Genomic DNA, 23,657 nt, shown 5'->3' with positions numbered 1-23,657 from the left:
GTACGGCCCGGGCTCCCGCGGCACCGCTGCGGGTGTTCAGCGCAGCTCGGCGAGGATCGCGTCCGTGAGGGGCGGCCACGCCTCGATCGCCCAGGGGCCGAAGGCCCGGTCGGCCAGCGCGACGCAGGCCGCGCCCGCGTCCGGGTCCACCCACAGGAACGTCCCCGACTGCCCGAAGTGCCCGAAGGCGCGCGGCGACGACGTAGCGCCCGTCCAGTGCGGCGACTTGCCGTCGCGGATCTCGAAGCCCAGGCCCCAGTCGTTCGGGTTCTGCATTCCGTACCCGGGCAGCACACCGCGTACCCCGGGGAAGACCACCGACGTCGCCTCGGCGAGCGTCTGCGGCGCCAGCAGCCGCGGCGCGAGCAGTTCGGCGCCGAAGCGGGCCATGTCGGCGGCGGTCGAGACGCCGTCCTTGGCGGGCGAGCCCGGCAGGTCGGTGGCGGTCATGCCGAGCGGTTCGAGGACAGCCTCGCGCAGGTACTGCGGGAAGGGGATGTCGGTGGCCTTGGCGATGTGGTCGCCGAGCGCCTCGAAGCCCGCGTTCGAGTACAGGCGGCGCTCGCCCGGCGCGGCCTGCACGCGGTCCTCGTCGAAGGCCAGGCCCGCGGTGTGCGCGAGCAGGTGGCGGACGGTCGAGCCCGGTGGCCCGGCCGGTTCGTCCAGCTCGACGGCCCCTTCCTCGACGGCGAGCAGCGCGGCGTACGCGGCGAGCGGCTTGGTGACCGAGGCCAGCGGGAAGCGGTGCTCCTGGGGACCGTACGATCCGGCCACCGTCCCGTCGGTCCGTACGACAGTGACGGCCGCGGTCGGCACCGGCCAGTTCTCGATCATCCGAAGGCTCTGCAAGGGCATGGCCACGAGCCTAACGCTCCCGGGGGCGGGGTCGGGACGGGCCGGGAACGGGCGGGCGTCCGCGGATCTCCTCAAGACCGGGTCAAGACTTCGCTTGCTTGGAGTGCACTCCAAGTCTCTAGCGTTGAAGCCGTCGTGAGAGATCCGGAGAAGGCGTCCCGGCGGTACCGGGGCATCCGGCGACTACGGGAGGCGCGGCATGACGGTGACGGCGACGGACCGGACGGTGGCGGAAACGGCACGGCCGACGGCCTGCAAGGGAACGGTTCTGCACCCGCGGCCCGACGGCCGCGACCAGTACACGATCAGCGAGGTCGCCGAGCACACCGGACTGAGCGCGCACACCCTGCGCTGGTACGAACGGATCGGGCTGATGCCGCACGTGGACCGTACGCACACGGGCCAGCGCCGCTTCAGCAACCGCGACCTGGACTGGCTGGACCTGGTGACCAAGCTCCGCCTGACCGGCATGCCGGTCGCGGACATGGTCCGCTACGCCGAGCTGGTGCGCGAGGGCGCCCACACCTTCCCCGAGCGGGAACGGCTGCTGACCGCGCACCGCGAGGACGTACGGCAGCGGATCGCCGAGCTGCAGAGCACCCTCCAGGTCCTCGACTACAAGATCGACATTTACGCCGACGCCCGCCGGGCGTCGGAGAGAGTCTGAGGACGGCATGACCACCGAGAAGACAGCCACCGTTCAGCTGGGCGCCTCCGGACCGCAGGTCGGGGTCCAGGGCCTCGGCTGCATGGGCATGAGCTTCGCCTACGGCCCCACGGAGGACGAGGGCGAGGCGCGGGCCACGCTGGAGCGGGCGCTCGAACTGGGCGTGACGCTCTTCGACACCGCCGACATGTACGGAATGGGACACAACGAGGAGTTCATCGCGCCGTTCATCCGGGCGCACCGCGACGAGGTCGTCCTGGCGACGAAGTTCGCGATCGCCGCGGACCCGGCCGACCCGCTGAACCCGGCCCGGCGGATCATCCGCAACGACCGTCCGTACATCCGCCAGGCCGTCGAGGCGAGCCTGCGCCGCCTGGGCGTCGAGACGATCGACCTGTACTACATGCACCGCCGCGACCCGGCCGTCCCCATCGAGGACACGGTCGGCGCGATGGCCGAGCTGGTGGCCGAGGGCAAGGTCAAGCACCTGGGCCTGAGCGAGGTCACCGGCGGCGAACTGCGCGCGGCCCAGGGCGTGCACCCGATCGCCGCCGTGCAGTCGGAGTGGTCGCTGTTCAGCCGCGACGTGGAGAACGGGGTGGTGCCGGCCGCGCGCGAACTCGGCGTCGGCTTCGTGCCGTACTCGCCGCTCGGCCGCGGGTTCCTGACCGGCTCGTTCGTCAGCGCCGACAAGGAGCTGGGCGAGGACGACTTCCGCCGCCGCCAGCCCCGCTTCACGGGCGACAACGCGAAGGCCAACGCCGCCCTGCTGGAGCCGGTCCGCGAGGTCGCCGCGGCCCACGGGGCCTCGCTCGGGCAGGTCGCGCTGGCCTGGGTGCAGCAGCAGGCGCAGGTGCACGGCCTGGCCGTGGTGCCCATCCCGGGGACGCGCAAGCGCAGCCGGATCGAGGAGAACACCGCCGCCACCCGCATCGTGCTCAGCGAGGAGGAGCTGGCGCTGCTGGAACCTGTCGCGGGGAAGGTCGCGGGGGACCGGTACGCGGACATGTCGTCCACCTCGGCGGGCAGGGAGTAGCACGCGCGCCCCGGCCCGGAACCCGGGCCGGGGCCAGTCGCGCACCGGCTCAGGCGAGCCCCAGCGCGAACACCGCGAAGGCCGCCGCCAGCGTCCCCGCGATCGCCCGGCGGGCCGCCGTGACACCGGTCCACGGCGCCTCGAAGCGGCGGGTCAGACGGCCGATGAGCAGCAGTGCCACGGCGAACACGGGCAGCCAGGCGACGCGCGCCAGGACCCAGCCGACGGTGTCCGGCGCCGTGGTGAGACCGGGCACGGACCCCAGGAACGACGCCGGAACGGCCGCCGAGAACATCGCCGTCTGGTGCCAGCACAGGACCGTCATCGCGCAGAGGTTGACGACGACCACGGGCGCCCAGAGGGCGGGACGGCGCAGCAGCCGGGCGATGCGGTCGCGCAGCAGGATCGCGGCGCCGGACTGGGCGGCGGCCAGCGCGAGCACCAGCAGCGACGGCGGGTGCGAGTTCGTACGGTCCTGGCCCGGGACGCCGACCATGCTCACCGGATAGTGGAAGAACAGCAGCAGCGCGGCGAACAGGGCGGTGCCACCCAGCAGCAGCACCCAGGCGGCACGCCGGCCGAGCCGCTTCTCTCCCCAGGACACGCCCAGCTGGTACGCGAACATCCAGCCCGGCAGCAGGTTCAAAAGGCTCAGCCACGACGGCATGGCGTCGGCGTACGGCCCGTAGCGCAGGAAGTCGACGACGGCGACGGCGGCCAGGAGCGGCGCCGCGGCCCAGACACCCGCCCGGCGTGCCGCGCGCACGCAGTACGGCGTGAGCGCGGTGATCCCCGCGTAGACGCCGACGAACCACAGGGGCTGGATGACCAGCGTCGCGCCCGTACGCAGCGTGGCCTCCGGCACGCCGAACGTGGACAGTACGGGAATCAACGCCGCCCACACGGCGGTCACACCGAGAACGGGACGGCCCAGCCGCGCCAGGCGGGCCCGCAGCCAGCGGCCCGTCGACTCACCGCGCGCGGCGGCCCGGTGGAAGGAGAGCACCGAGGCGTACCCGCCGACCAGGAAGAAGATGCCGAGCATCTGGAGCACCCAGCTCGCGGGCGCCAAGGCGGCGAAGGAGGACAGCGGACTCGCATTGTGCAGCGCGCCGCCGGGGCCGAGGGTGAAGCCGCCGAGCAGCCAGTGCCCGGTCGGCACGGCGAGCAGCGCGAGCGCGCGCAGGCCGTCGACGGCACGGTCGCGGTGGGCGGGGGTACGGCCCTCGATGGTGCGGACGGCCTTGCGGACGGGGGCCAGGAGCGGGGTGGCCATGAGGGCCTCTCTTCGAGGTGGTCGGGGAGGGCAGCGGCGGGGCGGGTGTCCGACGCCCGTCAGCGCACCTGGTCGTAGCGGCCGAGCGCGATGTCGGCGAAGTTGCGCAACGAGTCCGTGCCGGGCGCGAGATAGCCGGTGTGCCCCTCGGCCGTCCTCGCGGGCACCCGGCGCGCGCCGAAGTCCGGGTCGGTGGGGTCCGTACCGTGACCCAGGCCCAGGAACTCGACGTTCGGCACGTTGCCGATCCAGTCGGAGGCGTCGCGGGCGGCCCACACCCGGGCGGTGGTGTGCAGCGCCGCCACACTGTCCGTACGCATACCGGGGGAGCCGAAGACGATGAGGTCCGCGATCCGCCCCTGCTCCAGCAGCGGTACGGCCTGGGCGCACACGACCGTTCCGTAGCTGTGGCACAGCAGGGCGGGCGCCCGGACGCCGACGGCGGCCAGACCGTCCAGGAAGCGGGCCAGGCGCGGGGCGCCGGCCTCCGCGAGCCGGCCGGTCGCGGCGTCCGGGCCCAGGCCGACCGGCGTGGTGTAACCGGTCCAGGCGATCGCGGCCGTACGGACGCCGGGCGCCTCGGCGGCCATCCGGGCCCGCAGCGACTTGGCCATGCCGGACGGCGTGCCGTACGGGTCGCGCTCACGGTCGGACGAGGACAGGTCGATGTCCGAACCCGGCACGAACACGGACGTACGCTGCGCCGCCACCAGGTCCCCGAACACCTCGGCCACCTGGCCGCGGCCGCGCGGGTCGAAGGCGAGGATCTGCCGCCCGGGGCGCAGCAGTTCGGCGTACCGGTCGGCCAGCCGGCGCGCCTCCCGGTGGTCCTGGAGGGTGCCGGCCGGATCGGTGGCGCGGGCCGTCTGTCGGTCGCGTTCCGCCTTCAGCGCGAGGGCGTTGGCGCGGTAGCGCAGGGCCACGGGCGCGCCGTCCAGATTGCCCACGGTCAACGGGTGCCGGGCCGCCAGCTCCTGCCGCCGAGCCTCGCTCAGCGACGCGAAGAACCGGGCGACGTCCGCCGGGGAGGCGGTCGCCGGATCCGGCAGCCGCATGCCCAGTGAGTGGTCCGCGCGCCAGGCGGTGGCCCCGGGCGCGGGCCCGGTGACGGCCTCCTGCGTGGACCCCGCCGCCCAGCCGCCGGTGCCGCCGACGACCGCCGCCGCCAGCGCGACCGCGACGAGCGTGCGCCTACCGCGTGGGGTGAACCGGCGCAGCTTGGACATGGTGGGGTCTCCCTCTGCCGTTGACGTGACGGAGGGAAACGTAGAAAGCGGGTGGGTGACACGGCGTCACACCGCGGAGCCAACTGTCCGCTGATACCGGGGTAGGGGGTGCCTGACCTGCTCGTCCTTCAGCACGACCGGCCACCACCAGGCGCTCCAGGGGGGCTACCCCCACCACCGGCCGCGCCGGCCTGCACGGCGACGGCGCTCACCGGGCGGACGGCTCGCCCCGTTGCCCCGTAGGGAAGGGGGCGGGCGGGTGTCAGTTCACGCCCGGCGACACCAGCCCCGACTCGTACGCGAAGATCACCGCCTGCGCGCGGTCGCGCAGCTCCAGCTTGGCCAGCACCCGGCCGATGTGGGTCTTCACGGTCTGCTCGGCGAGCACCAGCGCCTCCGCGATCTCCTGGTTCGACAGTCCGCGGGCGATCAGCTCCAGCACTTCCGTCTCGCGCGGGGTCAGCCCGTTGAGCCGCAGCGCGGACCGGTCCTTGCGGGGCGCGGGCCGCTGCCGGGCGAAGTCGGCGATCAGCCGCCGCGTCACGGACGGCGCGAGCAGCGCCTCACCCGCCGCGACGACCCGTACCGCCGAGATCAGGTCGGCCGGCGGCGCGTCCTTGAGCAGGAACCCGGACGCCCCGGCCCGCAGCGCCTCGTACACATAATCGTCCACGTCGAACGTGGTGAGCATCAGCACCTTCGGCCGGTGCACGACGCCGGGCGGCGGGTCCAGCAGCTGCCGGGCCGCCTCCAGCCCGTCCATCTCCGGCATGCGGACGTCCATCAGCACCACGTCCGGGTGCGCACGGCGGCTCAGTTCGACGCCCTGCACGCCGTCCGGCGCGTCACCGACGACGTCGATGTCGCTCTGCGCGGCGAGCAGCGCGGCGAAGCCGGCGCGCACCATGGCCTGGTCGTCGACGATGATCACCCGAGTGGTCATGCTGGATGGTGGTCCTTTGCTGTTATGGGGAGTTGGGCGGCGACGCGGAAGCCGCCGTCGGGCAGCGGCCCGATGTCCAGGGTGCCGTCCACCAGCCGTACGCGCTCGCGCATACCGACCAGCCCGTGGCCCGTACCGGAGGGCTCCAGCGGTGCGGCGGCGCGCGGCGGGGCGCTGTTGACCACCAGCACGGTCAGCCGGCCGCCGTTCTCGTCGGCCGTGACCGAGACGCGGGTGTGCGCGCCCGGCGCGTGCCGCACGACGTTGGCCAGCGCCTCCTGCACGATGCGGTACGCCGACAGGTCCACCGCGGGCGCCAGGACCACCGGCTCGTCGGGCAGCGCCAACTCGACCGGCACGCCGGCCCGCACCGTCCCCTCGACCAGCTTCGGCAGCTGCGCCAGGCCGGGCTGCGGCGCCTTCTCCGGGCCGCCGTGCCGCTCCGTCTCCTCACTGCGCAGCACACCCAGCAGCCGCCGCATCTCGGCCAGCGACTCCCGCGCCGTGGCGGCGATCGTACTGAACTCCTCCTGGGCCGCTTCCGGTATGCCGCTGATGCGGTACGGCGCGCTGTCCGCCTGGACCGTGATCACCGACATGTGGTGGGCGACGACGTCGTGCAGCTCACGGGCGATGCGCGTGCGCTCCTCCAGCAGGGTGCGCATGGCCCGCTCCGCCTCGCTGATGTTCTCCTGCTCGATCAGCTTGCGCTGGGCCGCCCCGCGCTCGCGGAGCGCGCCGCCGACCAGCAGCACGACACCGGCGAGGACGAACATCAGCACCCAGGTGCCGTCGCTGCGCTCCGGTCTGGCGAGCTCGAACAGGACGCTCACGGCGCCGGTCGCTCCCCAGACGGCTGTCAGCGTCCGGCGCCGCTCGCGCAGGGAGAGCGCCAGCATCAGGACCAGATAGCCGATGATGACCGTGGCCGGCCAGGGCCAGACGCGGCCCACGCCCGCCGGTTCGGCGGCCAGGAAGATACCTCCGACGACATCCGCCGCGAAGATCACCCACCACGCCTGGAGCGGTCTGGTCACCGCGAGCAGCAGCGGCACGGTCTGGGCGGTGGCCAGGGCGCCGGCCGGTCCGCCGCCGAGCCCGTAGTCGTGCGTGAAGACGTTCACCGACGAGGGCAGCAGGGAGACCATGAAGGTGAAGGCGACGACGTACGGCAGCAGGCGCAGCCAGCGGTTCTGCACCTGGCCGAAGAGCGGGGCGCCGGGGCCGGTCGGCCTGCCGAGGTCCTCGGCGAGGGTGCGCAGCGCCTGCCGCCCGGCCCGCAGGGCGCGGGTGCGGGGGGAGCGGCGGTCGCCCGGGGGGCGTGGTGTGGTCTTCATGGCCTGGTCAGCGTATGCGGCGGCGGGGTGCCGGGGCGTCATACCGAGGGCTGGCCTCCGGTGTCATACCCCGGTACGGGGAGAGCGGGCGTCATACCACGGTACGGGCCCGTACCTCCGCTCCGTACTGCCCTGCTGTACGGCCCGCAGTCCGCCCGTCCGAGCCCCGCACACCAGAATCCCGCACCCCCTCTCCCTCTCTCCGCGCCGCTACAGCTCCGCCAGCAGCTCGGCCTTCTTCGACGTGAACTCGTCGTCCGTCAGCAGGCCCGCCGTGTGCAGTTCGCCCAGCTGCCGTATGCGGTCGGCGATGTCGGCCGGATCGCGGCGCTCGTCGGCACGGGTCCGCACCGGCCGGCACGGCGCCGCGCCGGCGCCGGGCGCGGCCGCCCGTACCGCCTGGAGGACCGAGGCGGCGAACGGCAGCGACTCGTGCACCGGCCCGTACCCCAGCCCGAAGACCACCGAGGCCGGGTCCTGGTCCGCCTCGCCGGGCCGCCGGCCCTCCGCGCCGCGTTCCACCAGCCGCAGGTACCCGTTGCCCGACAGCACCCCGGCGCCGCCCTCCGGCGAGCGCCACTCCACCCCGGTCAGCTCGCCGACGGGGAAGTGCTGGTCGCCGCACTTCCACTTGGCCGACGACGCTCCCGTCCAGAACCAGCGGAAGGCGACCGAGCTGCCGTCGAAGGAGGCCTTGCCGTCGTACGCCTTGAAGGTCAGCGGCGGTTCCGGCGCGGCCACCAGATGCTCGTCGGCGGGGAGCGCGGCGGCGGGCCCGAGTACGGTGCGCAGCTCGTCGCGGTAGTACTCGGCGAGGGTCTCGCGGTCGGCCGGCAGCGCCAGACGGTACGGGTCGAGATCATCCTTGAGCTGGCCGTCGGCGGCCTCCATCAGCGGGTCGGCGCCCGGCCGGGGCACCGCGCGCAGCACGACCGTGCCGCGTCTGCCCGGCGTCAGCTCGACGGACCTCAGCGCCTCGTAGGGGACGCGCCGCTCGCCGAGCGCCTGGAAGAGCTTCGGCCTGCGTATCCCCCGTTCGAAGCGGATGAGCACGGAGTCCGTGTCGAACTCCCAGACGGCGTGAAAACCGGCCAGCACATCACCCATGCGGCTCATCGTAAGCGGCGGTCGCCCGCCCGTCCCCCTTCCGGACATCATGCGCTACGCGCGTCAAGCCGCTTTTGCCCCATGCCGCTCCCGCGCCCGGCCCGTCCTGTACGCGCCACCCTGACACGCGCCACCGGGGCCCGGCACCGCGCCTCTCGCACCCGGCACGACGCCACCCGTCCCCGGGCCCGCACGCCCGCTGCTCAGGCAAGGTCGGCCGAGCAGTCCCGGTCCTGCGCGGCGCAGTCGACCGAGGTGACCGCGCCCACCCCGATCCGCGCGAAGTTGCGCAGGCTCTGCGTGCCGGGCACGAAGTACCCGGCGTGCCCCTCCGCGCCGGCGGCCGACAGCACCCGGGAGCCGAAGGCCTCGGTGACCGGGTCGGCGCCGTGGCCGAGCCCGCCGACCTCCATGTACGGCACGTCCTGGATCCAGTCGTCGGCGTTCCGCATCGCCCAGACCCGGGCGTGCGTACCGAGCCCGGCGGCGGTCTCCGTCCGCATCCCGGGGCTGCCCGCCACCGCGATGTCACTGACGCTGGACGGCAGCCGGTGAGCCGCGACGCCGCACACCACGGAGCCGTAGCTGTGGCACATCAGCGAGACGGAAGTCGACTCCGGCAGCGCCCGCACCAGCGCGTTCAGCCGTACGGCGCCCGCCTCGGCGAGCTGCCCGGTGGCCGCGCCGACACCGAGCCCGGCGGGCGCCGTGTAGTCGGCCCAGGCGATCACGGCCGTACGGGAGTCACTGCCGCGCACGGACCGCTCGGCGTCGTACAGCGACTTGGCCATGCCGGCGGGCGCGCTCGTCGCCCGCGCGGTGCGCTCGAAGGTCGCGAGGTTGGTGTCCACACCGGGCACCACCACGGAGACACGGCGCGCCTGCCGCAGGTCGCCGAAGACCTCGGCGGCCCGGCCGCCGCCGGCCGGGTCGAACGCGAGGATCTGCCGGCCGGAACTGCGCATCGACTCGAAGCGGTGCATCAGCCGGCCCGCCTCCTGGCGGCCCACCGGCGTCAGCCGCCGGTCGTGCATCCGCTTCTGCTCCACCTCACCCGCCTGCCGCAGAGCCTCCTTGTTGGCCTGGTAGCGCAGGTCCACGGGGGCGCCGCCCATGTTGCCGACCACCAGCGGGAAGCGGTCGGCGAGCGCGGCCCGGTCGGCGCGGTTCAGCTTCCGGAAGAAGGCGGCGAGCGTGCCGGGCGCGGCGTCGGTGTCCGGCAGCCGGTGGCCGCGGAAGGAGGCGTGCTCCCAGGCGGACCGCGCGGTGGCCAGCGGATTCGCGTCGTCCTTGCTGCCTCTGACGGCCGTCCAGCCGGTCATCGCGAGCATGACGAACACCACCGCCAGGGCGAGCGCGGCACGCCAGACGCTGGACTGCAGGAAACCGAAGGAGGGGGCGCCGAGCCCCGGAAAGGAAGAAGTCACCGCGGGCCACCCTAGGAGAAGTGACGGGGCGCCCGCTGAGGGGGTGAGAGATATCACGTTTCGCGCTGGTCATATGGGACCAGTTCGGACACGGTGTGGCCCGGCCCATCGCTCAGACGTGCGGAAACGCACTCACGCGGACACTCGGGCGGCCGCCGGAGCACCCGAAACGTTCCGCCACCGGGAGGCGCGCCTCCGGTGTCCGCTCAGTGGTCCTCCGGCCGACCGCCTCCCGGTTCAGCGGTTTCCCGGTTCAGCGGTCTTGCGGTTCAGCCGTCCCCCGGCCGCGCCACTCCCCGCACACGGCCGGGCCGATCTTCGCGAGGTACTCCTCGGTGATCTCGCGGATCGACTCCACGCTGACGTCCTCGCCCTCGCCCCAGACCTTCCCGGCGACCCGCATCACGCCGCTGAACGCCGCGACCACCACCCGCGGCCGCGGATCGGCCGACACGTCCAGCCCCTCGCGCCGCGCGATGAGCCGCGCGATCTGCTCCTCCAGTTCCGAGTAACGGCGCCAGTGGGCGGCGACGAGCGCGGGCGTCGACTCGATCATCCGGTACGTCCGCATGTGCAGTTCCAGCGGGATCACCGACTGGATCGCGCCACCGATGTCGTCCCACGAGGTCATCACGGCGCTGTGCAGCGCCTCCAGGGGCACTTCGGCCGCCGGCCGCCGCTCCAGTTCCTCGATGAAGCGCGCCTCCACCATCTCCTGGACGGCGAAGACGACCTCCTCCTTGCTCGCGAAGTAGCGGAAGAACGTGCGCTGCGAGACGTCGACGGCCTCGGCGATCTCGTCGATCGTCGTCTCTTCGTAGCCGTGCGCCGTGAACAGTTCGAGGGCGGAGCGGATCAGTGCGTCCCGGGTGCGCTGCTTCTTGCGCTCGCGCAGACCGCCGGTCCCGGTGGGGGCGGAGGGTTCGCCTCCGCGGGGCCAGACGGTTTCAGGTCGGGTCACCTGCGGCGTGGAGCCGGTCATCCTGCGCCGCCTTTCTCGTTGTTGCCGCTGCTCAGAATACCTGTGAGCTAAATGACAGTTACCGACTGTTGAATTACTTTGTCAACTGTCAGTGGCTGACATTAGCCTCGTGGAATGAGCTCTCAGACCCCGGTTGCCCAAGCCGCGCCGGACCTTTCCGCACCGGAGCCTCGCAAGGGGCTCCGGGGCCATCCGTGGCTGACCCTGTTCTCCGTCGCGATCGGCGTGATGATGGTGGCCCTCGACGGCACCATCGTCGCTATCGCCAACCCGGCCATCCAGGCGGACCTCAAGGCGTCGCTCGCCGACGTCCAGTGGATCACCAACGGCTATCTGCTGGCCCTCGCCGTCTCGCTGATCACGGCCGGCAAGCTCGGTGACCGCTTCGGCCACCGGCAGACGTTCCTGATAGGCGTGGTGGGCTTCGCACTCGCCTCCGGAGCCATCGGTCTGTCCAGCGAGGTTTCGCTGGTCATCACTTTCCGCGTGCTGCAGGGCATCTTCGGCGCGCTCCTGATGCCCGCCGCGCTCGGTCTGCTGCGCGCGTCCTTCCCGGCCGAGAAGCTCAACATGGCCATCGGCATCTGGGGCATGGTCATCGGCGCCTCCACCGCGGGCGGCCCGATCGTCGGCGGTCTGCTCGTCGAGCACGTGAACTGGCAGTCGGTGTTCTTCATCAACGTGCCGGTCGGCGTCCTCGCCCTCGTACTGGGCCTCGCGATCCTCAAGGACCACCGCGCCCAGAACGCCCCGCGCTCCTTCGACATCCCCGGCATCGTGCTGCTCTCCGGCGCCATGTTCTGCCTCATCTGGGCCCTGATCAAGGCCGGTGAGTGGGGCTGGGGCGACGCCAGGACACTGGGCTTCCTGGCCGCCGCGGTCGTCGTCTTCGCCGCCTTCGCGGTGCTGGAGACCAAGGTCCGCGAGCCGCTGATCCCGCTGCGGATGTTCCGTTCCGTACCGCTGACGGCCGGTACGGTCCTGATGGTGCTGATGGCCTTCGCCTTCATGGGCGGCCTGTTCTTCGTCACCTTCTACCTGCAGAACGTGCACGGTCTGAGCCCTGTGGACAGCGGTCTGCACCTGCTGCCGCTGACCGCGATGATGATCGTCGGCTCGCCGGCCGCGGGCGCGCTGATCACCAAGTTCGGCCCCCGCATCCCGCTCGTCGGCGGCATGGTGTTCACCGCCGTCGCCATGTTCGGCATGACCACCCTGACCACCGGGACCGGCACGCTGACGATGTCCCTGTGGTTCGCGCTGCTGGGCCTGGGCCTCGCGCCGGTCATGGTCGGCGCCACCGAGGTCATCGTCGGCAACGCGCCGCTGGAGCTCTCCGGCGTGGCGGGCGGCCTCCAGCAGGCCGCCATGCAGGTCGGCGGCAGCCTCGGTACGGCGGTCCTCGGCGCGGTGATGTCCAGCAAGGTCAGCTCGGACTTCGCGGGCAACTGGACCAAGGCCGGCCTGCCGGGCGCTCCGGACCCGGCGCTGAAGGCCGCCGCCGAGGTCGGCGCGGTGCCGCCGCAGGTGGCGCAGGCCCCGGGCATGACGCCGCAGATCGTCGGCCGCATCAGCACCGCGGTGCACGACACGTTCGTGTCGGGCATGGGCCTGGCCTTCGCCGTGGCCTGCGCCGTGGCGGTCGTCGCGGCCGTCGTCGCGCTGTTCACCAAGCGCGGCGCCAACGCGGAGGCGGGCGCGGGCGTCGGTCACATCTGACGTCCGCCGGACGACCGGGTCGCGTCGACGCGCGGCCGGCCGGAGCTTCCCGCTCCGGCCGGCCGCGCGTTTCGTTTCTCCACAGGCGCGCGGTCCCCCGTACGGGCCTGCGGCTTCCCGCACCCCCGGCGTGCGCCGACCGGCCGTGCGCAGGGAGAACAGGCGTCAACGCCCCGCCTTCCCAACCGTGTTGAAGGCCCGGCGGCAGCGCATCGCCTATCCGGGTGGGCCGGCCGGCGCGGGCTTGGCTCCGGCGCCCGCACGCGGCCAAGCTCGGAGCACCGACCAGCGGCGGGCAACCGCCCGCCGTGCCAGGCCACTTCGTAACCCACGGGGGAGTGATGCACATGCGTACGATCCACACCGTCGCGCTGCTGACGGGAGCCGCCGCACTGGCCGCCGCCCACCTCGGCGTACCGTCCGCGCACGGAGCGCCGCAGCAACGGCCACGGGCCCATCCGGGGCCGGCCGCGGGCGACTGCGCCACCGGCCAGTTCTGCGTCTGGCCGGGCCGCGGCTTCGGCGGCAAGCGGCAGACCTACGAACTGTCCGGCACCGACATCGAAAGCTGCGTCACACTGCCCGCCGGGGCCCGCGCCGTCTCGTTCGCCAACCGCACGGGCCGGCCCGTCACCACGTACCAGAGCGCCGAGTGCGAGGAGACCGGGGAGTTCGACACCTACCCGGGCGGCGGCAGCTGGGTCCCCGAATCCCCGTACCAGGTCAGGGCGTTCAAAATCTGGGAGCGCTGACCGGGGGAGTGGGTACGGCGACGCGGGGTACCCGGGATCCGAGCCCGAACCACGCGACCCCGGGAGGGATGATGGCGGGCCTCGGACAGCACAGCCGTACCCGATGGCGTACCCACCTGCGGAGCAACCCCCGCTCACGAGACCGGACGGGGCCTCGGACCGGGCCGGACCGCGCGACGCTGGGCGTGATCGGACTGATCTGCGCGGTCGCCGGATTCTTCATCCTGAGCATCGTTCTCGGGCCGGTGTCCGTGCTCCTCGGCTGGCTCGCGATGGGCCGCCGGTGGAGCAGCGGGAGCCACGCGCTCCCGGCGCTGGTGGCTGTCGTCCTCGGTGTGATCGACACAGTATTCGCGATCATCCGGATCACCACCATGGCCGTCGGGGCCCCGTTCTGAGCGGACCTCGCCACGGCCGTACGCGATCACCTGCCCGCCTCCGAGCCACCGGCGGGCAGGGCCACCGCAACAGCGACGCGAGGCGCCCCCGGCCGGATCTCTCCGGCCGGGGGCGCCTCGCGGTGTCAGCTCTCCCGCTGGCGACTACGCGTCGCCGCCGGCCTCGCCGGCCTCCGCGGCCGCGACGTCCAGCAGCTGGTAGCGGTCGATGGCCTGCTTCAGCAGCGAGCGGTCGACCTTGCCCTCCTTGGCCAGCTCGGTGAGCACGCCCAGCACGATCGACTGCGCGTCGATGTGGAAGAAGCGGCGGGCCGCGCCACGCGTGTCCGCGAAGCCGAAGCCGTCGGCGCCCAGCGACTGGTACGTGCCCGGTACCCAGCGCGCGATCTGGTCGGGAACCGCACGCATCCAGTCGGAGACGGCCACCTTCGGACCCTCGGCGTCGGCGAGCTTCCGCGTCACGTACGGGACGCGCTGCTCCTCCTCCGGGTGGAGCAGGTTGTGCTCCTCGGCCTCCACCGCGTCGCGGCGCAGCTCGTTCCAGGAGGTCGCCGACCAGACGTCCGCCTTGACGTTCCACTCGTCGGCCAGGATCTGCTGGGCTTCCAGTGCCCACGGCACCGCCACGCCGGAGGCGAGGATCTGGGCCGCGTGCTCGCCCTTCTCGCCCTGCTTGAAGCGGTACAGGCCCTTGAGGATGCCCTCGGCGTCCACGTCCGCCGGCTCGGCCGGGTGCTGGATCGGCTCGTTGTAGACGGTGAGGTAGTAGAAGACGTCCTCACTGTTCTCGCCGTACATCCGGCGCAGACCGTCCTTGACGATGTGCGCGATCTCGTACCCGAACGCCGGGTCGTAGGCGACACACGCCGGGTTGGTCGAGGCGAGCAGCTGGGAGTGGCCGTCCGCGTGCTGGAGGCCCTCACCGGTCAGGGTCGTACGGCCGGCGGTCGCACCCAGCACGAAGCCGCGCGCGAGCTGGTCGGCCATCTGCCAGAACTGGTCACCGGTGCGCTGGAACCCGAACATCGAGTAGAAGACGTAGACCGGGATCAGCGGCTCGCCGTGCGTCGCGTAGGCGGAGCCCGCCGCGATCAGCGAGGCGGTGCAGCCGGCCTCGGTGATGCCGTCGTGCAGCATCTGGCCGGTCGGCGACTCCTTGTAGGCCAGCAGCAGCTCGCGGTCGACCGACTCGTAGATCTGGCCCAGCGGGTTGTAGATCTTCGCGGACGGGAAGAACGCGTCCATGCCGAAGGTACGGTACTCGTCCGGCGCGATCGGCACGAAGCGCTTGCCGATCTCCTTGTCCCGCATGAGGTCCTTCAGGACCCGCACGAACGCCATGGTCGTGGCGATCTTCTGCTGGCCGGAGCCCTTCTTCGCGCCCGCGTACGCCTTCTCATCCGGCAGCGGCAGCGGCTTGGCGCGCACGACACGGGTCGGGACGTACCCGCCGTTCGCCTTGCGGCGGTCGTGCATGTACTGGATCTCTTCGGAGTCGCGACCCGGGTGGTAGTACGGCGGCAGGCCGTCCTCCAGGTCCTTGTCCGGGATCGGCAGGTGCAGCCGGTCGCGGAACATCTTCAGGTCGTCGACCGTCAGCTTCTTCATCTGGTGGGTCGCGTTGCGGCCCTCGAAGTTCGGACCGAGCGTCCAGCCCTTGACGGTCTGCGCGAGGATCACCGTCGGCTGACCCTTGTGGGCCTTGGCCGCCGCGTACGCCGCGTAGATCTTCTTGTGGTCGTGACCGCCGCGGCCCAGGTGCTGGATCTGGTGGTCGGTCATGTTCTCGACCATCGCGCGCAGGCGGTGGTCGTCACCGAAGAAGTGCTCGCGGATGTACGCGCCGGTCTCGGTCGCGTACGTCTGGAACTGGCCGTCCGGGGTCGTGTTCAGCTTGTTGACCAGGATGCCGTCGCGGTCCTGGGCCAGCAGCGGGTCCCAGCTGCGGTCCCACACCAGCTTGATCACGTTCCAGCCGGCGCCGCGGAACTGCGACTCCAGTTCCTGCATGATCTTGCCGTTGCCGCGGACCGGGCCGTCCAGGCGCTGCAGGTTGCAGTTGACGACGAAGGTCAGGTTGTCCAGGCCCTCGCGCGCCGCGATGGACAGCTGGCCGAGCGACTCCGGCTCGTCCATCTCGCCGTCGCCGAGGTAGGCCCACACATGCGAGTCGGAGGTGTCGGCGATGCCGCGCGCCTCCATGTAGCGGTTCATCCGCGCCTGGTAGATCGCGCCGAGCGGGCCGAGGCCCATCGAGACGGTCGGGAACTCCCAGAAGTCCGGCATCAGCCGCGGGTGCGGGTAGCTGGACAGGCCGTTCGGGGCCTTGGACTTCTCCTGGCGGAAGGCGTCGAGCTGCGCCTCGCTCAGGCGGTCCAGGAGGTAGGCGCGGGCGTACACGCCGGGGGAGGCGTGGCCCTGGAAGAAGATCTGGTCGCCGCCCTTGCCGTCGTCCTTGCCCCGGAAGAAGTGGTTGAAGCCCACGTCGTACAGGGAGGCGGAGGACGCGAAGGTGGCGATGTGGCCGCCGACGCCGATACCCGGGCGCTGCGCCCGGGAGACCATCACCGCGGCGTTCCACCGGGTCGCGTTCAGGATCTTGCGCTCGATCTCCTCGTTGCCGGGGAAGAACGGCTCGTCCTTGGTCGCGATGGTGTTGACGTAATCCGTGCTGCGCATCTCGGGCACGGCCACGCGCTTCTCGCGGGCACGCTCGATCAGGCGGAGCATGAGGTAGCGGGCACGTTCCCGGCCTCGCTCATCGACGGCTGCGTCGAGCGAGTCGAGCCATTCCTGGGTCTCTTCGGGATCGAAGTCCGGGACCTGGCTGGGAAGGCCGCCAATGATGATCGGGTTGCGATCGGATCCGGAAGCCACGCTGTTCCTTCGCTGTTCGGTCTTGCTCTGCTTGGTGTCGCGCCGTCTTCCATCGTGTACCGGCTCGCCGGGATACGTCATCTCTACCGGTGGGTAACCACTCCCTAAGAGACGGGCGCTCTGAGGCCGGTTTTTGAGGTCGGCCAAATCGCAACCATACGCCCACGCCGGAACCGGTCGCCGTACGGTCGTACGAACCCCGAGAAGAAGTCCGCGCGCCGAGTGACGCCCCCCAAAGAGCCCAGTCCCCTGACAAAACCTGATAAAGGTGGCAAAGCAGTGTGGGGTGAATCACTTCCCGTCGTGCGCGCGGGGTCGTAGTTGCGGCGAGACGGCGGTAATCGTCACCGTTTCGACGGTCTCGGACGCCGGGTACTTGCGCGATCCGCCCGGCCCGTGTGGACTACGCCCAATGCCCCGCGCACGCGTGGGTGCAAGTCATTTACCGAAACATGACAGGAGGCAATCCGTGAGCGCGACCGCGGACCACGCGGAGGAGCGGACCAACCCTGCCACCAGGCTGGGGTTCGAGCCCGGACAGGTGGTCCAGGAGATCGGCTACGACGACGACGTCGAGCAGGAGCTCCGAGAAGGCATTGAGGCCGTGACCGGCCAGGACATCGTCGACGAGGACTACGACGACGTCGCCGACGTCGTCCTGCTGTGGTTCCGGGACGAAGACGGCGACCTCACGGACGCGCTGGTGGACGCCATCGGTCTGATCGACGAGGGCGGCGAGGTCTGGCTGCTGACCCCCAAGACCGGCCGCGACGGGTACGTCGAGCCGAGCGACATCAATGAAGCCGCGCAGACCGCGGGCCTGACCCAGACCAAGAGCATCAACGCGGGCAAGGACTGGAGCGGCAGCCGCCTGGTCACCCCCAAGAGTGCCAAGTCGGGCAAGCGCTGAGCTGCGCCCCCACGTTCCGTACCGAGCCCTCCGCCGGCCGATCCGGTGGGGGGCTCGGCGTGTGCGCCCCGGCGCGTAGGGTTGACCGCAACCTGTTGGAATCCGCCGGAGCGGCCGCTGCCGACGGTGCCCCGCGCCGCACGCCGTGACGGCACCGGGCACGGCGAAGGCGTCCGCGCCCGGTGTCTGCGAAGGGAACGGTCCCCATGGCGATCGAGGTCGGCACGAAGGCTCCGGAATTCGAGCTGAAGAACCAGCACGGCGAGCTGGTCAGGCTCTCCGACTTCCGCGGCGAGAAGGCCGTCGTCCTCCTCTTCTACCCCTTCGCCTTCACCGGCGTGTGCACCGGCGAGCTGTGCGCCCTGCGCGATGAGCTGCCGAAGTTCGTCAACGACGATGTGCAGCTGCTGGCCGTCTCCAACGACTCGCCCTTCTCGCTGCGCGTCTTCGCCGAGCAGGAGGGCCTGGAGTACCCGCTGCTGTCGGACTTCTGGCCGCACGGCGAGGCCTCGCGGGCGTATGGCGTCTTCGACGAGGAGAAGGGCTGCGCGGTGCGCGGGACCTTCATCATCGACAAGGAGGGCGTGGTGCGCTGGACGGTCGTCAACGGCCTGCCCGACGCCCGCGACCTCAACGACTACCTCAAGGCGCTCGACACCCTCTGATTCTCGACACCCTCCGATTCCGGGCGCCAGGCCGGTCCGGGACAGGCCCCGGGGCTGCTCCGGCGCGGTCCCCGGCCGGTGTCCGGCCGGTCCTCAGCCGGCCTCTTCCGGCGGCCGGACCTGCCGAGGGCGGCTCCCGCCACGACATCGGCGCGGTGTCCGTACCGGTACCTGTAATCGGTGGGAACCGGTCACTAGGATCAAATCGTTGATCTGATGCCATGCACGATGGGGGCGCAAAGCAATTCGTACCCCTCGAACCCAGGGAGGACTCGTGGGAGTCAGCCTCAGCAAGGGCGGCAACGTCTCGCTGACGAAGGAAGCCCCCAATCTGACCGCGGTCGTCGTCGGTCTGGGCTGGGACGCCCGTACCACCACCGGTACGGATTTCGACCTGGACGCCAGCGCGCTGCTGACGAACGACCAGGGCAAGGTCGCCAACGACCAGAACTTCGTGTTCTTCAACAACCTGAAGAGCCCGGACGGCTCGGTCGAGCACACCGGCGACAACATCACCGGTGAGGGCGAGGGCGACGACGAGCAGATCAAGGTGAACCTGGCCGGCGTGCCGGCCGACGTCGCCAAGATCGTGTTCCCGGTCTCCATCTATGACGCCGAGAACCGCCAGCAGAGCTTCGGCCAGGTGCGCAACGCGTTCATCCGGGTCGTCAACCAGGCCGACGGCAACGAGCTCGCGCGCTACGACCTGAGCGAGGACGCCTCGACCGAGACCGCCATGGTCTTCGGCGAGCTGTACCGCAACGGCGCGGAGTGGAAGTTCCGGGCCATCGGCCAGGGGTACGCCTCGGGCCTGCGCGGCATCGCGCAGGACTTCGGCGTCAACGTCTGAGCCGAGCCGTAACCCTTCCGCACCCGGCGCTGTACACCCCTGTCCGGGGAGTACGGCGCCGGGCGCGCTTGGAGCCCGTACGCAGGCCGTACGGGACACGGGTCCCGGAGCGCGGCGTGCGCGTACCGCGCACGGTCCACGCGCGCGCCGTAAAGGTGGCGTATCCGAGGCCGTGTCCGTCTCGTACGGGCCCTGTACGAACCCGCATGAAAGCCGTGGGCAACCGCGGCACCACCGTCACCGGGGAGGATGCGAACACCATGGGCGTCACGCTCGCCAAGGGAGGCAACGTCTCCCTCTCCAAGGCCGCTCCGAATCTCACGCAGGTCATGGTCGGCCTCGGCTGGGACGCGCGCTCGACCACGGGAGCGCCGTTCGACCTGGACGCCAGCGCGCTGCTGTGCAGGTCGGGGCGGGTGCTCGGCGACGAGTACTTCGTCTTCTACAACAATTTGAAGAGTCCGGACGGCTCGGTCGAGCACACCGGCGACAACCTCACCGGCGAGGGCGAGGGGGACGACGAATCGATCCTCGTCGACCTCAGCACGGTCCCCGAAGAGGTCGACAAGATCGTTTTCCCGGTATCGATCCATGAGGCGGATGTCCGCGGCCAGAGCTTCGGCCAGGTCAGCAACGCCTTCATCCGGGTCGTCAACCAAGCGGACGGCAGTGAGCTGGCCCGTTACGACCTCAGTGAGGACGCCTCCAGCGAAACCGCGATGATCTTCGGGGAGGTCTACCGGTACAGCGGTGAATGGAAGTTCCGCGCGGTGGGCCAGGGGTACGCGTCGGGGTTGCGAGGCATCGCTCTAGACTTCGGGGTCAACGTTTCGTAAAGCGCCGCGCGCTGCGCGCGGGGGACCCCATACAGCGAGGGATTGGGTTAGGCAGTGCTCCTGAAAACCTTTGGCTGGTCGTTCGCCGTCACGGCGGCCGGACTGGCCTTGGCCGGCGTCCTCTGGGGGTGGCAGGGGCTAGCGATCGTCGGCATCCTGTCGATCCTGGAGATCTCGCTCTCGTTCGACAATGCGGTCATCAACGCCGGAATCCTGCGCAAGATGAACGCCTTCTGGCAGAAAATCTTTCTGACCATCGGCATTCTGATCGCCGTCTTCGGCATGCGCCTGGTCTTCCCGATCGTCATCGTCGCGATCACCGCGAAGATGGGGCCGATCGAAGCCGTCGATCTGGCGATCAACGACAAGGCGCAGTACGAGCACCTGGTCACGGCGGCCCACCCGGCCATCGCGGCCTTCGGTGGCATGTTCCTGCTCATGATCTTCCTCGACTTCATTTTCGAGGAGCGCGAGCACAAGTGGCTGGGCTGGCTGGAACGGCCGCTGGCCAAAATGGGCAAACTGGACATGCTGTCCGTCATCATCGCGCTGGTCGTCCTGCTCGTCGTCGCGATGACGGTGGCCACCGACGTCGCGCACGGCGGTGGTGACAAGAGTGCGACGGTGCTCCTGTCCGGTGTCGCCGGTCTGCTCACCTATCTGGTCGTGGGCGGCATCTCCGGCTACTTCGAGGACAAGCTGGAGGAGGCCGAGGAGGACGAGGACGAGGAAGACGAGAACGGCTCGGCGAAGGCGGCCGTGGCCGCTTCGGAGGCGGGCCCGAACGGCGCGGCCTCCCGGAGCGGCTCGGTCTCGGGCGTGGGACTCGCGGGCAAGGCCGCGTTCTTCCTGTTCCTCTACCTGGAGGTCATCGACGCGTCGTTCTCCTTCGACGGCGTCATCGGCGCCTTCGCCATCACCAACGACATCTTCGAGATGGCACTGGGTCTGGGCATCGGCGCGATGTACATCCGTTCGTTGACGGTCTTCCTGGTCCGCAAGGGCACCCTGGACGACTACGTCTACCTGGAGCACGGCGCTCACTACGCCATCGGCGCGCTGGCCGTCATCCTGCTCATCACGATCAAGTACGAGATCCACGAAGTCATCACCGGAATGATCGGAATCATGCTGATCGTGCTGTCGTTTTGGTCGTCCGTGCGCAAGAACCGGAAGGACGGCAAACCGGGAGAAGATTCCGCGGCAAAGTCGGAAGTTGCCTCCGGAGTGTGACGACGCTCTGATTGAGGAACGCTCTCAGCGGGGCGGCCATGGAGTGCTCACTCCATGGCCGCCCCGCGGCCGTACCGGGCCATGGGGCGGCCGGGACAGCCGGGACGAGAAGCAGTCAGGCCGTCAGGCCATCGGGGCGGGCGGCCTTCGGGTCGGATCGATGGGGTGGGGCAAGGTGTCGTTCTTGGACAACTGGCGTCGGGGCGGGGCGCCGAAGTTCGAAGCCGGTGGCGCGTCGTACGTGGTCGAGCTGACCAAACGCAATCCGGTCGTCTCGCTGACGAAGCAGGGCGCGGCCTCCGGCCACCTGCGGGTCAACCTGTCCTGGCAGATGCGCACGTCCGACATCGGGATGCGTGGCTCGCAGCGGAGCGGGAGCCTGCTGCGCAACCCGGTCAAGATGTTCAAGCCGGAGGTGGTGCAGGCGCAGGGACCGGCGGTCGTCAAGATCGACCTGGACCTGGCCTGCCTGTACGAGCTCAAGGACGGCACCAAAGGCGTGGTGCAGCCCCTCGGCAACTTCCTGGGGGACATCAACGCCGCGCCGTACGTGAAGCTCAGCGGCGACGACCGGTTCGGCTCGCCCTCCGGCGAAACGCTCTACATCAACCTCGACCACCGCGACGAGATCAAGCGCCTGCTGATCTTCGTCTACATCTACGACGGCACACCGGCCTTCGACCGTACCCAGGCCGTCGTGACGCTCTACCCGAGCAACGGCCCCCGCGTGGAGATCAGCCTGGACGAACGCGCGCCACAGGCCCGCTCCTGCGCCATCTTCATGCTGGAGAACAACAAGGGCGAACTCACCGTCCGCCGCGAGGTGAAGTACGTCTACGGCTTCCAGTCCGAACTGGACCGCCTGTACGGCTGGGGCCTGCAGTGGGGGCGGGGGTACAAGTCGAAGGTGTGAGGGGCGGGGGTGTGCGGGGGCCGCGGATGCGCTGGGGGAGGGCGCGTCTGGGGGACGGGTGGGAAAACGTTACGGCTGGGGCGGAGGGGCGTCCGGGGCTGGGGCTCGGGGGTACGCCACCCGGGCCCGGGGCCGGGGTTGCCCCCAGGCCTGTGGGCGCAGGCCTGGGCTGCGCGCGCCTGAGCAGCCCAGGCCGGCCTCCTGGCCATGGCCGCGTGACCGAGGCCGGTGCCGCGCGCCACGGCCGCGCGGCGGCTGCGGTCGCCGGATGCCGCGGCCCCCTCGGGCAGGCATTCGGGAGCTGGCTGGCCGCCGCTGCTTCGCGGCCGTCAGCGGTGCTGGAACTGCGGTCCCTGCGGCGGGAGGACGAAATTCGGGTCCAGTCCGGGGCCGGGTGCGGGGCCAGGGCCGGGGGGCTGTTGCGGGTAGCCGTAGGCCGGAGGCGCCGGGACGGCCGGGCCCACGGGCCCCGTCGGATACGGCTGCTGCTGGGGCTGCTGCGGAGGCTGCGGATAGCCGTACGAGGGCTGCGGCTGCTGCGGCATCGGGCCGGGATATCCGTACGCGGGTTGGGCCGGGGGCTGCGCCGGAGGCGGCGGGATGTTCGGAGCGTGCTGCGGATAGCCGTAGCCTCCGCCGGTGGGCTGCGGCTGAGGCGGAAACGCGGCGGCCGGCGCGGCCGCATGCGGAGCAGTCGCGGGCGGAGCGGTGGGCGGCGGCAGCGGGAAGGAGTCCGGGGCCGCCTGCGCGGCCGGGGCCGGAGCTGGTGCCGGGTTCGGTGCCGAAGCCGGGGGTGTTGCCGGGGATGCTGCCGCGGCCGGGGGCGATGCCGGGGTCGGCGTCGGGCCCGGGTCGGGGAGGTGCTGCGTCGCGGCCTCAGGGTCCGCAGGGGGCGACAGCGCCTCCGTCTCCCCGGAACCGTCCGACGCGGAACCGTCCGGCGAAGCGGTGGGCGAGGCACCGTCCGGCGAGGCGGTGGTGGCAGGCTGTCCGGACGCGGCCGTGCCGGCCTCCGGTGCCGCGGACCCGTCCTCTTCCTCCACCGAGATCCCGAACTCGGTGGCCAGGCCGATCAGCCCGTTCTCGTACCCCTGCCCGAGCGCACGGAACTTCCACTGATCGCCGCGCCGGTACAACTCGCCGCAGATCAGGGCCGTCTCTTTGCCTGTCTCCGGCACCACGTCGAAGACCGCGACCGGCTCGTCGTCCGATGAGGAGGCATCGTGCAGCAATACGCGCAGTTCCCGTACGTGCGCGAAGGTGCCGCCGTCCGCCGACGCGGTGAGCATGACCCGGTCCACCGACGCGTCGAGCCCGGACAGGTCCGCCTCGATCGTGTCCGCCACTCCGTCGGCCAGCTGCATCTTCGGCAGGTGCCGCACCAGGCCGCTGGGGTGCCGGGGCTGGTTGTAGAAGACGAAGTCCGCGTCCGAACGCACGCGCCCGTCGGCACCGAGGAGCAGGGCCGAGGCATCGACATCGGGCACTCCCGCGCCGGGGGCCCAGCGCAGTACGGCCCGGACCGCCGTGGTGTCGAGGGGTACGTTCGACCCTTTCAGCATCGCGTGCGTCATGTCCGTAATCCTGCCTTCCCGGAGGTCGGGGGGACAACGCGGGGGCCTTCCCGGCGTGGCCCGCCCGGTGCTCG

At 71.2% G+C, this 23,657-nt stretch carries 21 protein-coding genes; 11 read left to right on the top strand and 10 right to left on the bottom strand.

Translation table 11 applies throughout. The features are described from left to right. Positions 1 to 36 precede the first annotated feature (36 nt). Positions 37 to 855 (bottom strand): serine hydrolase domain-containing protein, encoded by an 819-nt coding sequence (locus ACZ4Z1_RS17165; protein ID WP_468487416.1) that lies wholly within the window; start codon positions 853 to 855, stop codon positions 37 to 39. A gap of 199 nt (positions 856 to 1,054) precedes the next feature. Between ACZ4Z1_RS17165 and ACZ4Z1_RS17160 the strand changes: the two genes are divergently transcribed. Next, positions 1,055 to 1,522, top strand: a complete 468-nt coding sequence (locus ACZ4Z1_RS17160) for a MerR family transcriptional regulator (RefSeq protein ID WP_468487415.1) — start codon at positions 1,055 to 1,057, stop codon at positions 1,520 to 1,522. A 7-nt stretch (positions 1,523 to 1,529) separates the two neighbouring features. Beyond that, the gene (locus ACZ4Z1_RS17155; protein WP_468487414.1) at positions 1,530 to 2,558 is read left to right on the top strand and encodes an aldo/keto reductase; all 1,029 of its coding nucleotides are present in this window, start codon (positions 1,530 to 1,532) and stop codon (positions 2,556 to 2,558) included. Between the two features lie 49 nt (positions 2,559 to 2,607). On the opposite strand, the gene ACZ4Z1_RS17150 is transcribed toward ACZ4Z1_RS17155, so the two are convergent. The 7 genes from ACZ4Z1_RS17150 to ACZ4Z1_RS17120 form a co-directional block, all read right to left on the bottom strand. Next, positions 2,608 to 3,834, bottom strand: a complete 1,227-nt coding sequence (locus ACZ4Z1_RS17150; RefSeq protein WP_468487413.1) for an acyltransferase family protein — start codon at positions 3,832 to 3,834, stop codon at positions 2,608 to 2,610. A gap of 59 nt (positions 3,835 to 3,893) precedes the next feature. Further along, positions 3,894 to 5,060 (bottom strand): alpha/beta hydrolase, encoded by a 1,167-nt coding sequence (locus ACZ4Z1_RS17145; protein ID WP_468487412.1) that lies wholly within the window; start codon positions 5,058 to 5,060, stop codon positions 3,894 to 3,896. 262 nt (positions 5,061 to 5,322) lie between these two features. Continuing rightward, positions 5,323 to 6,003, bottom strand: coding sequence for a response regulator (locus ACZ4Z1_RS17140; RefSeq protein ID WP_468487411.1), 681 nt, complete (start codon positions 6,001 to 6,003; stop codon positions 5,323 to 5,325). Then, a complete protein-coding gene (locus tag ACZ4Z1_RS17135; protein ID WP_468487410.1) occupies positions 6,000 to 7,340 on the bottom strand; it encodes a sensor histidine kinase in 1,341 nt (446 codons plus the stop codon). Before ACZ4Z1_RS17135 ends, ACZ4Z1_RS17140 begins: the two co-directional genes overlap by 4 nt. Before the next feature lie 210 nt (positions 7,341 to 7,550). Further along, a complete protein-coding gene (locus tag ACZ4Z1_RS17130; protein WP_468487409.1) occupies positions 7,551 to 8,447 on the bottom strand; it encodes a DUF4429 domain-containing protein in 897 nt (298 codons plus the stop codon). Positions 8,448 to 8,650: 203 nt separating this feature from the next. Beyond that, positions 8,651 to 9,874: an alpha/beta hydrolase gene (locus tag ACZ4Z1_RS17125; protein WP_468487408.1), complete on the bottom strand. Its 1,224-nt coding sequence runs from the start codon at positions 9,872 to 9,874 to the stop codon at positions 8,651 to 8,653. 253 nt (positions 9,875 to 10,127) lie between these two features. Beyond that, positions 10,128 to 10,856, bottom strand: a complete 729-nt coding sequence (locus ACZ4Z1_RS17120; RefSeq protein WP_468487407.1) for a TetR family transcriptional regulator — start codon at positions 10,854 to 10,856, stop codon at positions 10,128 to 10,130. A gap of 114 nt (positions 10,857 to 10,970) precedes the next feature. Here ACZ4Z1_RS17120 and ACZ4Z1_RS17115 point away from each other — a divergent pair, with 114 nt between their 5' ends. The 3 genes from ACZ4Z1_RS17115 to ACZ4Z1_RS17105 all read left to right on the top strand — a co-directional run bounded on the left by ACZ4Z1_RS17115 (position 10,971) and on the right by ACZ4Z1_RS17105 (position 13,725). Further along, positions 10,971 to 12,575 carry an MFS transporter gene (locus ACZ4Z1_RS17115; RefSeq protein WP_468487406.1) on the top strand — a complete coding sequence of 535 codons (1,605 nt, stop codon included), beginning with the start codon at positions 10,971 to 10,973 and terminating at the stop codon, positions 12,573 to 12,575. A 347-nt stretch (positions 12,576 to 12,922) separates the two neighbouring features. Continuing rightward, complete coding sequence (locus ACZ4Z1_RS17110; protein WP_468487405.1) at positions 12,923 to 13,327, top strand: peptidase inhibitor family I36 protein; 405 nt, start codon at positions 12,923 to 12,925, stop codon at positions 13,325 to 13,327. Positions 13,328 to 13,395: 68 nt separating this feature from the next. Next, the gene (locus ACZ4Z1_RS17105) at positions 13,396 to 13,725 is read left to right on the top strand and encodes a small hydrophobic protein (RefSeq protein ID WP_468487404.1); all 330 of its coding nucleotides are present in this window, start codon (positions 13,396 to 13,398) and stop codon (positions 13,723 to 13,725) included. 144 nt (positions 13,726 to 13,869) lie between these two features. Here the strand turns inward: ACZ4Z1_RS17105 and aceE are convergent, their stop codons facing one another. Beyond that, positions 13,870 to 16,602 carry a pyruvate dehydrogenase (acetyl-transferring), homodimeric type gene (aceE, locus tag ACZ4Z1_RS17100; protein WP_468487403.1) on the bottom strand — a complete coding sequence of 911 codons (2,733 nt, stop codon included), beginning with the start codon at positions 16,600 to 16,602 and terminating at the stop codon, positions 13,870 to 13,872. Between the two features lie 469 nt (positions 16,603 to 17,071). Here aceE and ACZ4Z1_RS17095 point away from each other — a divergent pair, with 469 nt between their 5' ends. The 6 genes from ACZ4Z1_RS17095 to ACZ4Z1_RS17070 all read left to right on the top strand — a co-directional run bounded on the left by ACZ4Z1_RS17095 (position 17,072) and on the right by ACZ4Z1_RS17070 (position 22,009). Further along, positions 17,072 to 17,512, top strand: coding sequence for a DUF3052 domain-containing protein (locus tag ACZ4Z1_RS17095; protein WP_468487402.1), 441 nt, complete (start codon positions 17,072 to 17,074; stop codon positions 17,510 to 17,512). Positions 17,513 to 17,718: 206 nt separating this feature from the next. Then, positions 17,719 to 18,177 carry a peroxiredoxin gene (locus ACZ4Z1_RS17090; protein WP_468487401.1) on the top strand — a complete coding sequence of 153 codons (459 nt, stop codon included), beginning with the start codon at positions 17,719 to 17,721 and terminating at the stop codon, positions 18,175 to 18,177. A gap of 274 nt (positions 18,178 to 18,451) precedes the next feature. Beyond that, the gene (locus tag ACZ4Z1_RS17085) at positions 18,452 to 19,027 is read left to right on the top strand and encodes a TerD family protein (protein ID WP_365834545.1); all 576 of its coding nucleotides are present in this window, start codon (positions 18,452 to 18,454) and stop codon (positions 19,025 to 19,027) included. Positions 19,028 to 19,287: 260 nt separating this feature from the next. Next, on the top strand, positions 19,288 to 19,863 hold the full coding sequence (locus ACZ4Z1_RS17080; RefSeq protein WP_030023140.1) for a TerD family protein: 576 nt from the start codon (positions 19,288 to 19,290) through the stop codon (positions 19,861 to 19,863). 54 nt (positions 19,864 to 19,917) lie between these two features. After that, on the top strand, positions 19,918 to 21,096 hold the full coding sequence (locus tag ACZ4Z1_RS17075) for a DUF475 domain-containing protein (protein ID WP_468487400.1): 1,179 nt from the start codon (positions 19,918 to 19,920) through the stop codon (positions 21,094 to 21,096). Between the two features lie 175 nt (positions 21,097 to 21,271). Further along, positions 21,272 to 22,009: a TerD family protein gene (locus ACZ4Z1_RS17070; protein ID WP_468487399.1), complete on the top strand. Its 738-nt coding sequence runs from the start codon at positions 21,272 to 21,274 to the stop codon at positions 22,007 to 22,009. Between the two features lie 329 nt (positions 22,010 to 22,338). On the opposite strand, the gene ACZ4Z1_RS17065 is transcribed toward ACZ4Z1_RS17070, so the two are convergent. Beyond that, the gene (locus ACZ4Z1_RS17065) at positions 22,339 to 23,583 is read right to left on the bottom strand and encodes a TerD family protein (protein ID WP_468487398.1); all 1,245 of its coding nucleotides are present in this window, start codon (positions 23,581 to 23,583) and stop codon (positions 22,339 to 22,341) included. Between the last annotated feature and the right edge of the window lie 74 nt (positions 23,584 to 23,657).

The organism is Streptomyces sp. NPDC030165 (assembly GCF_055573595.1).
Note: the sequence above shows the minus strand (reverse complement) of the source record. Positions and strands in the feature narration are given on the sequence as shown.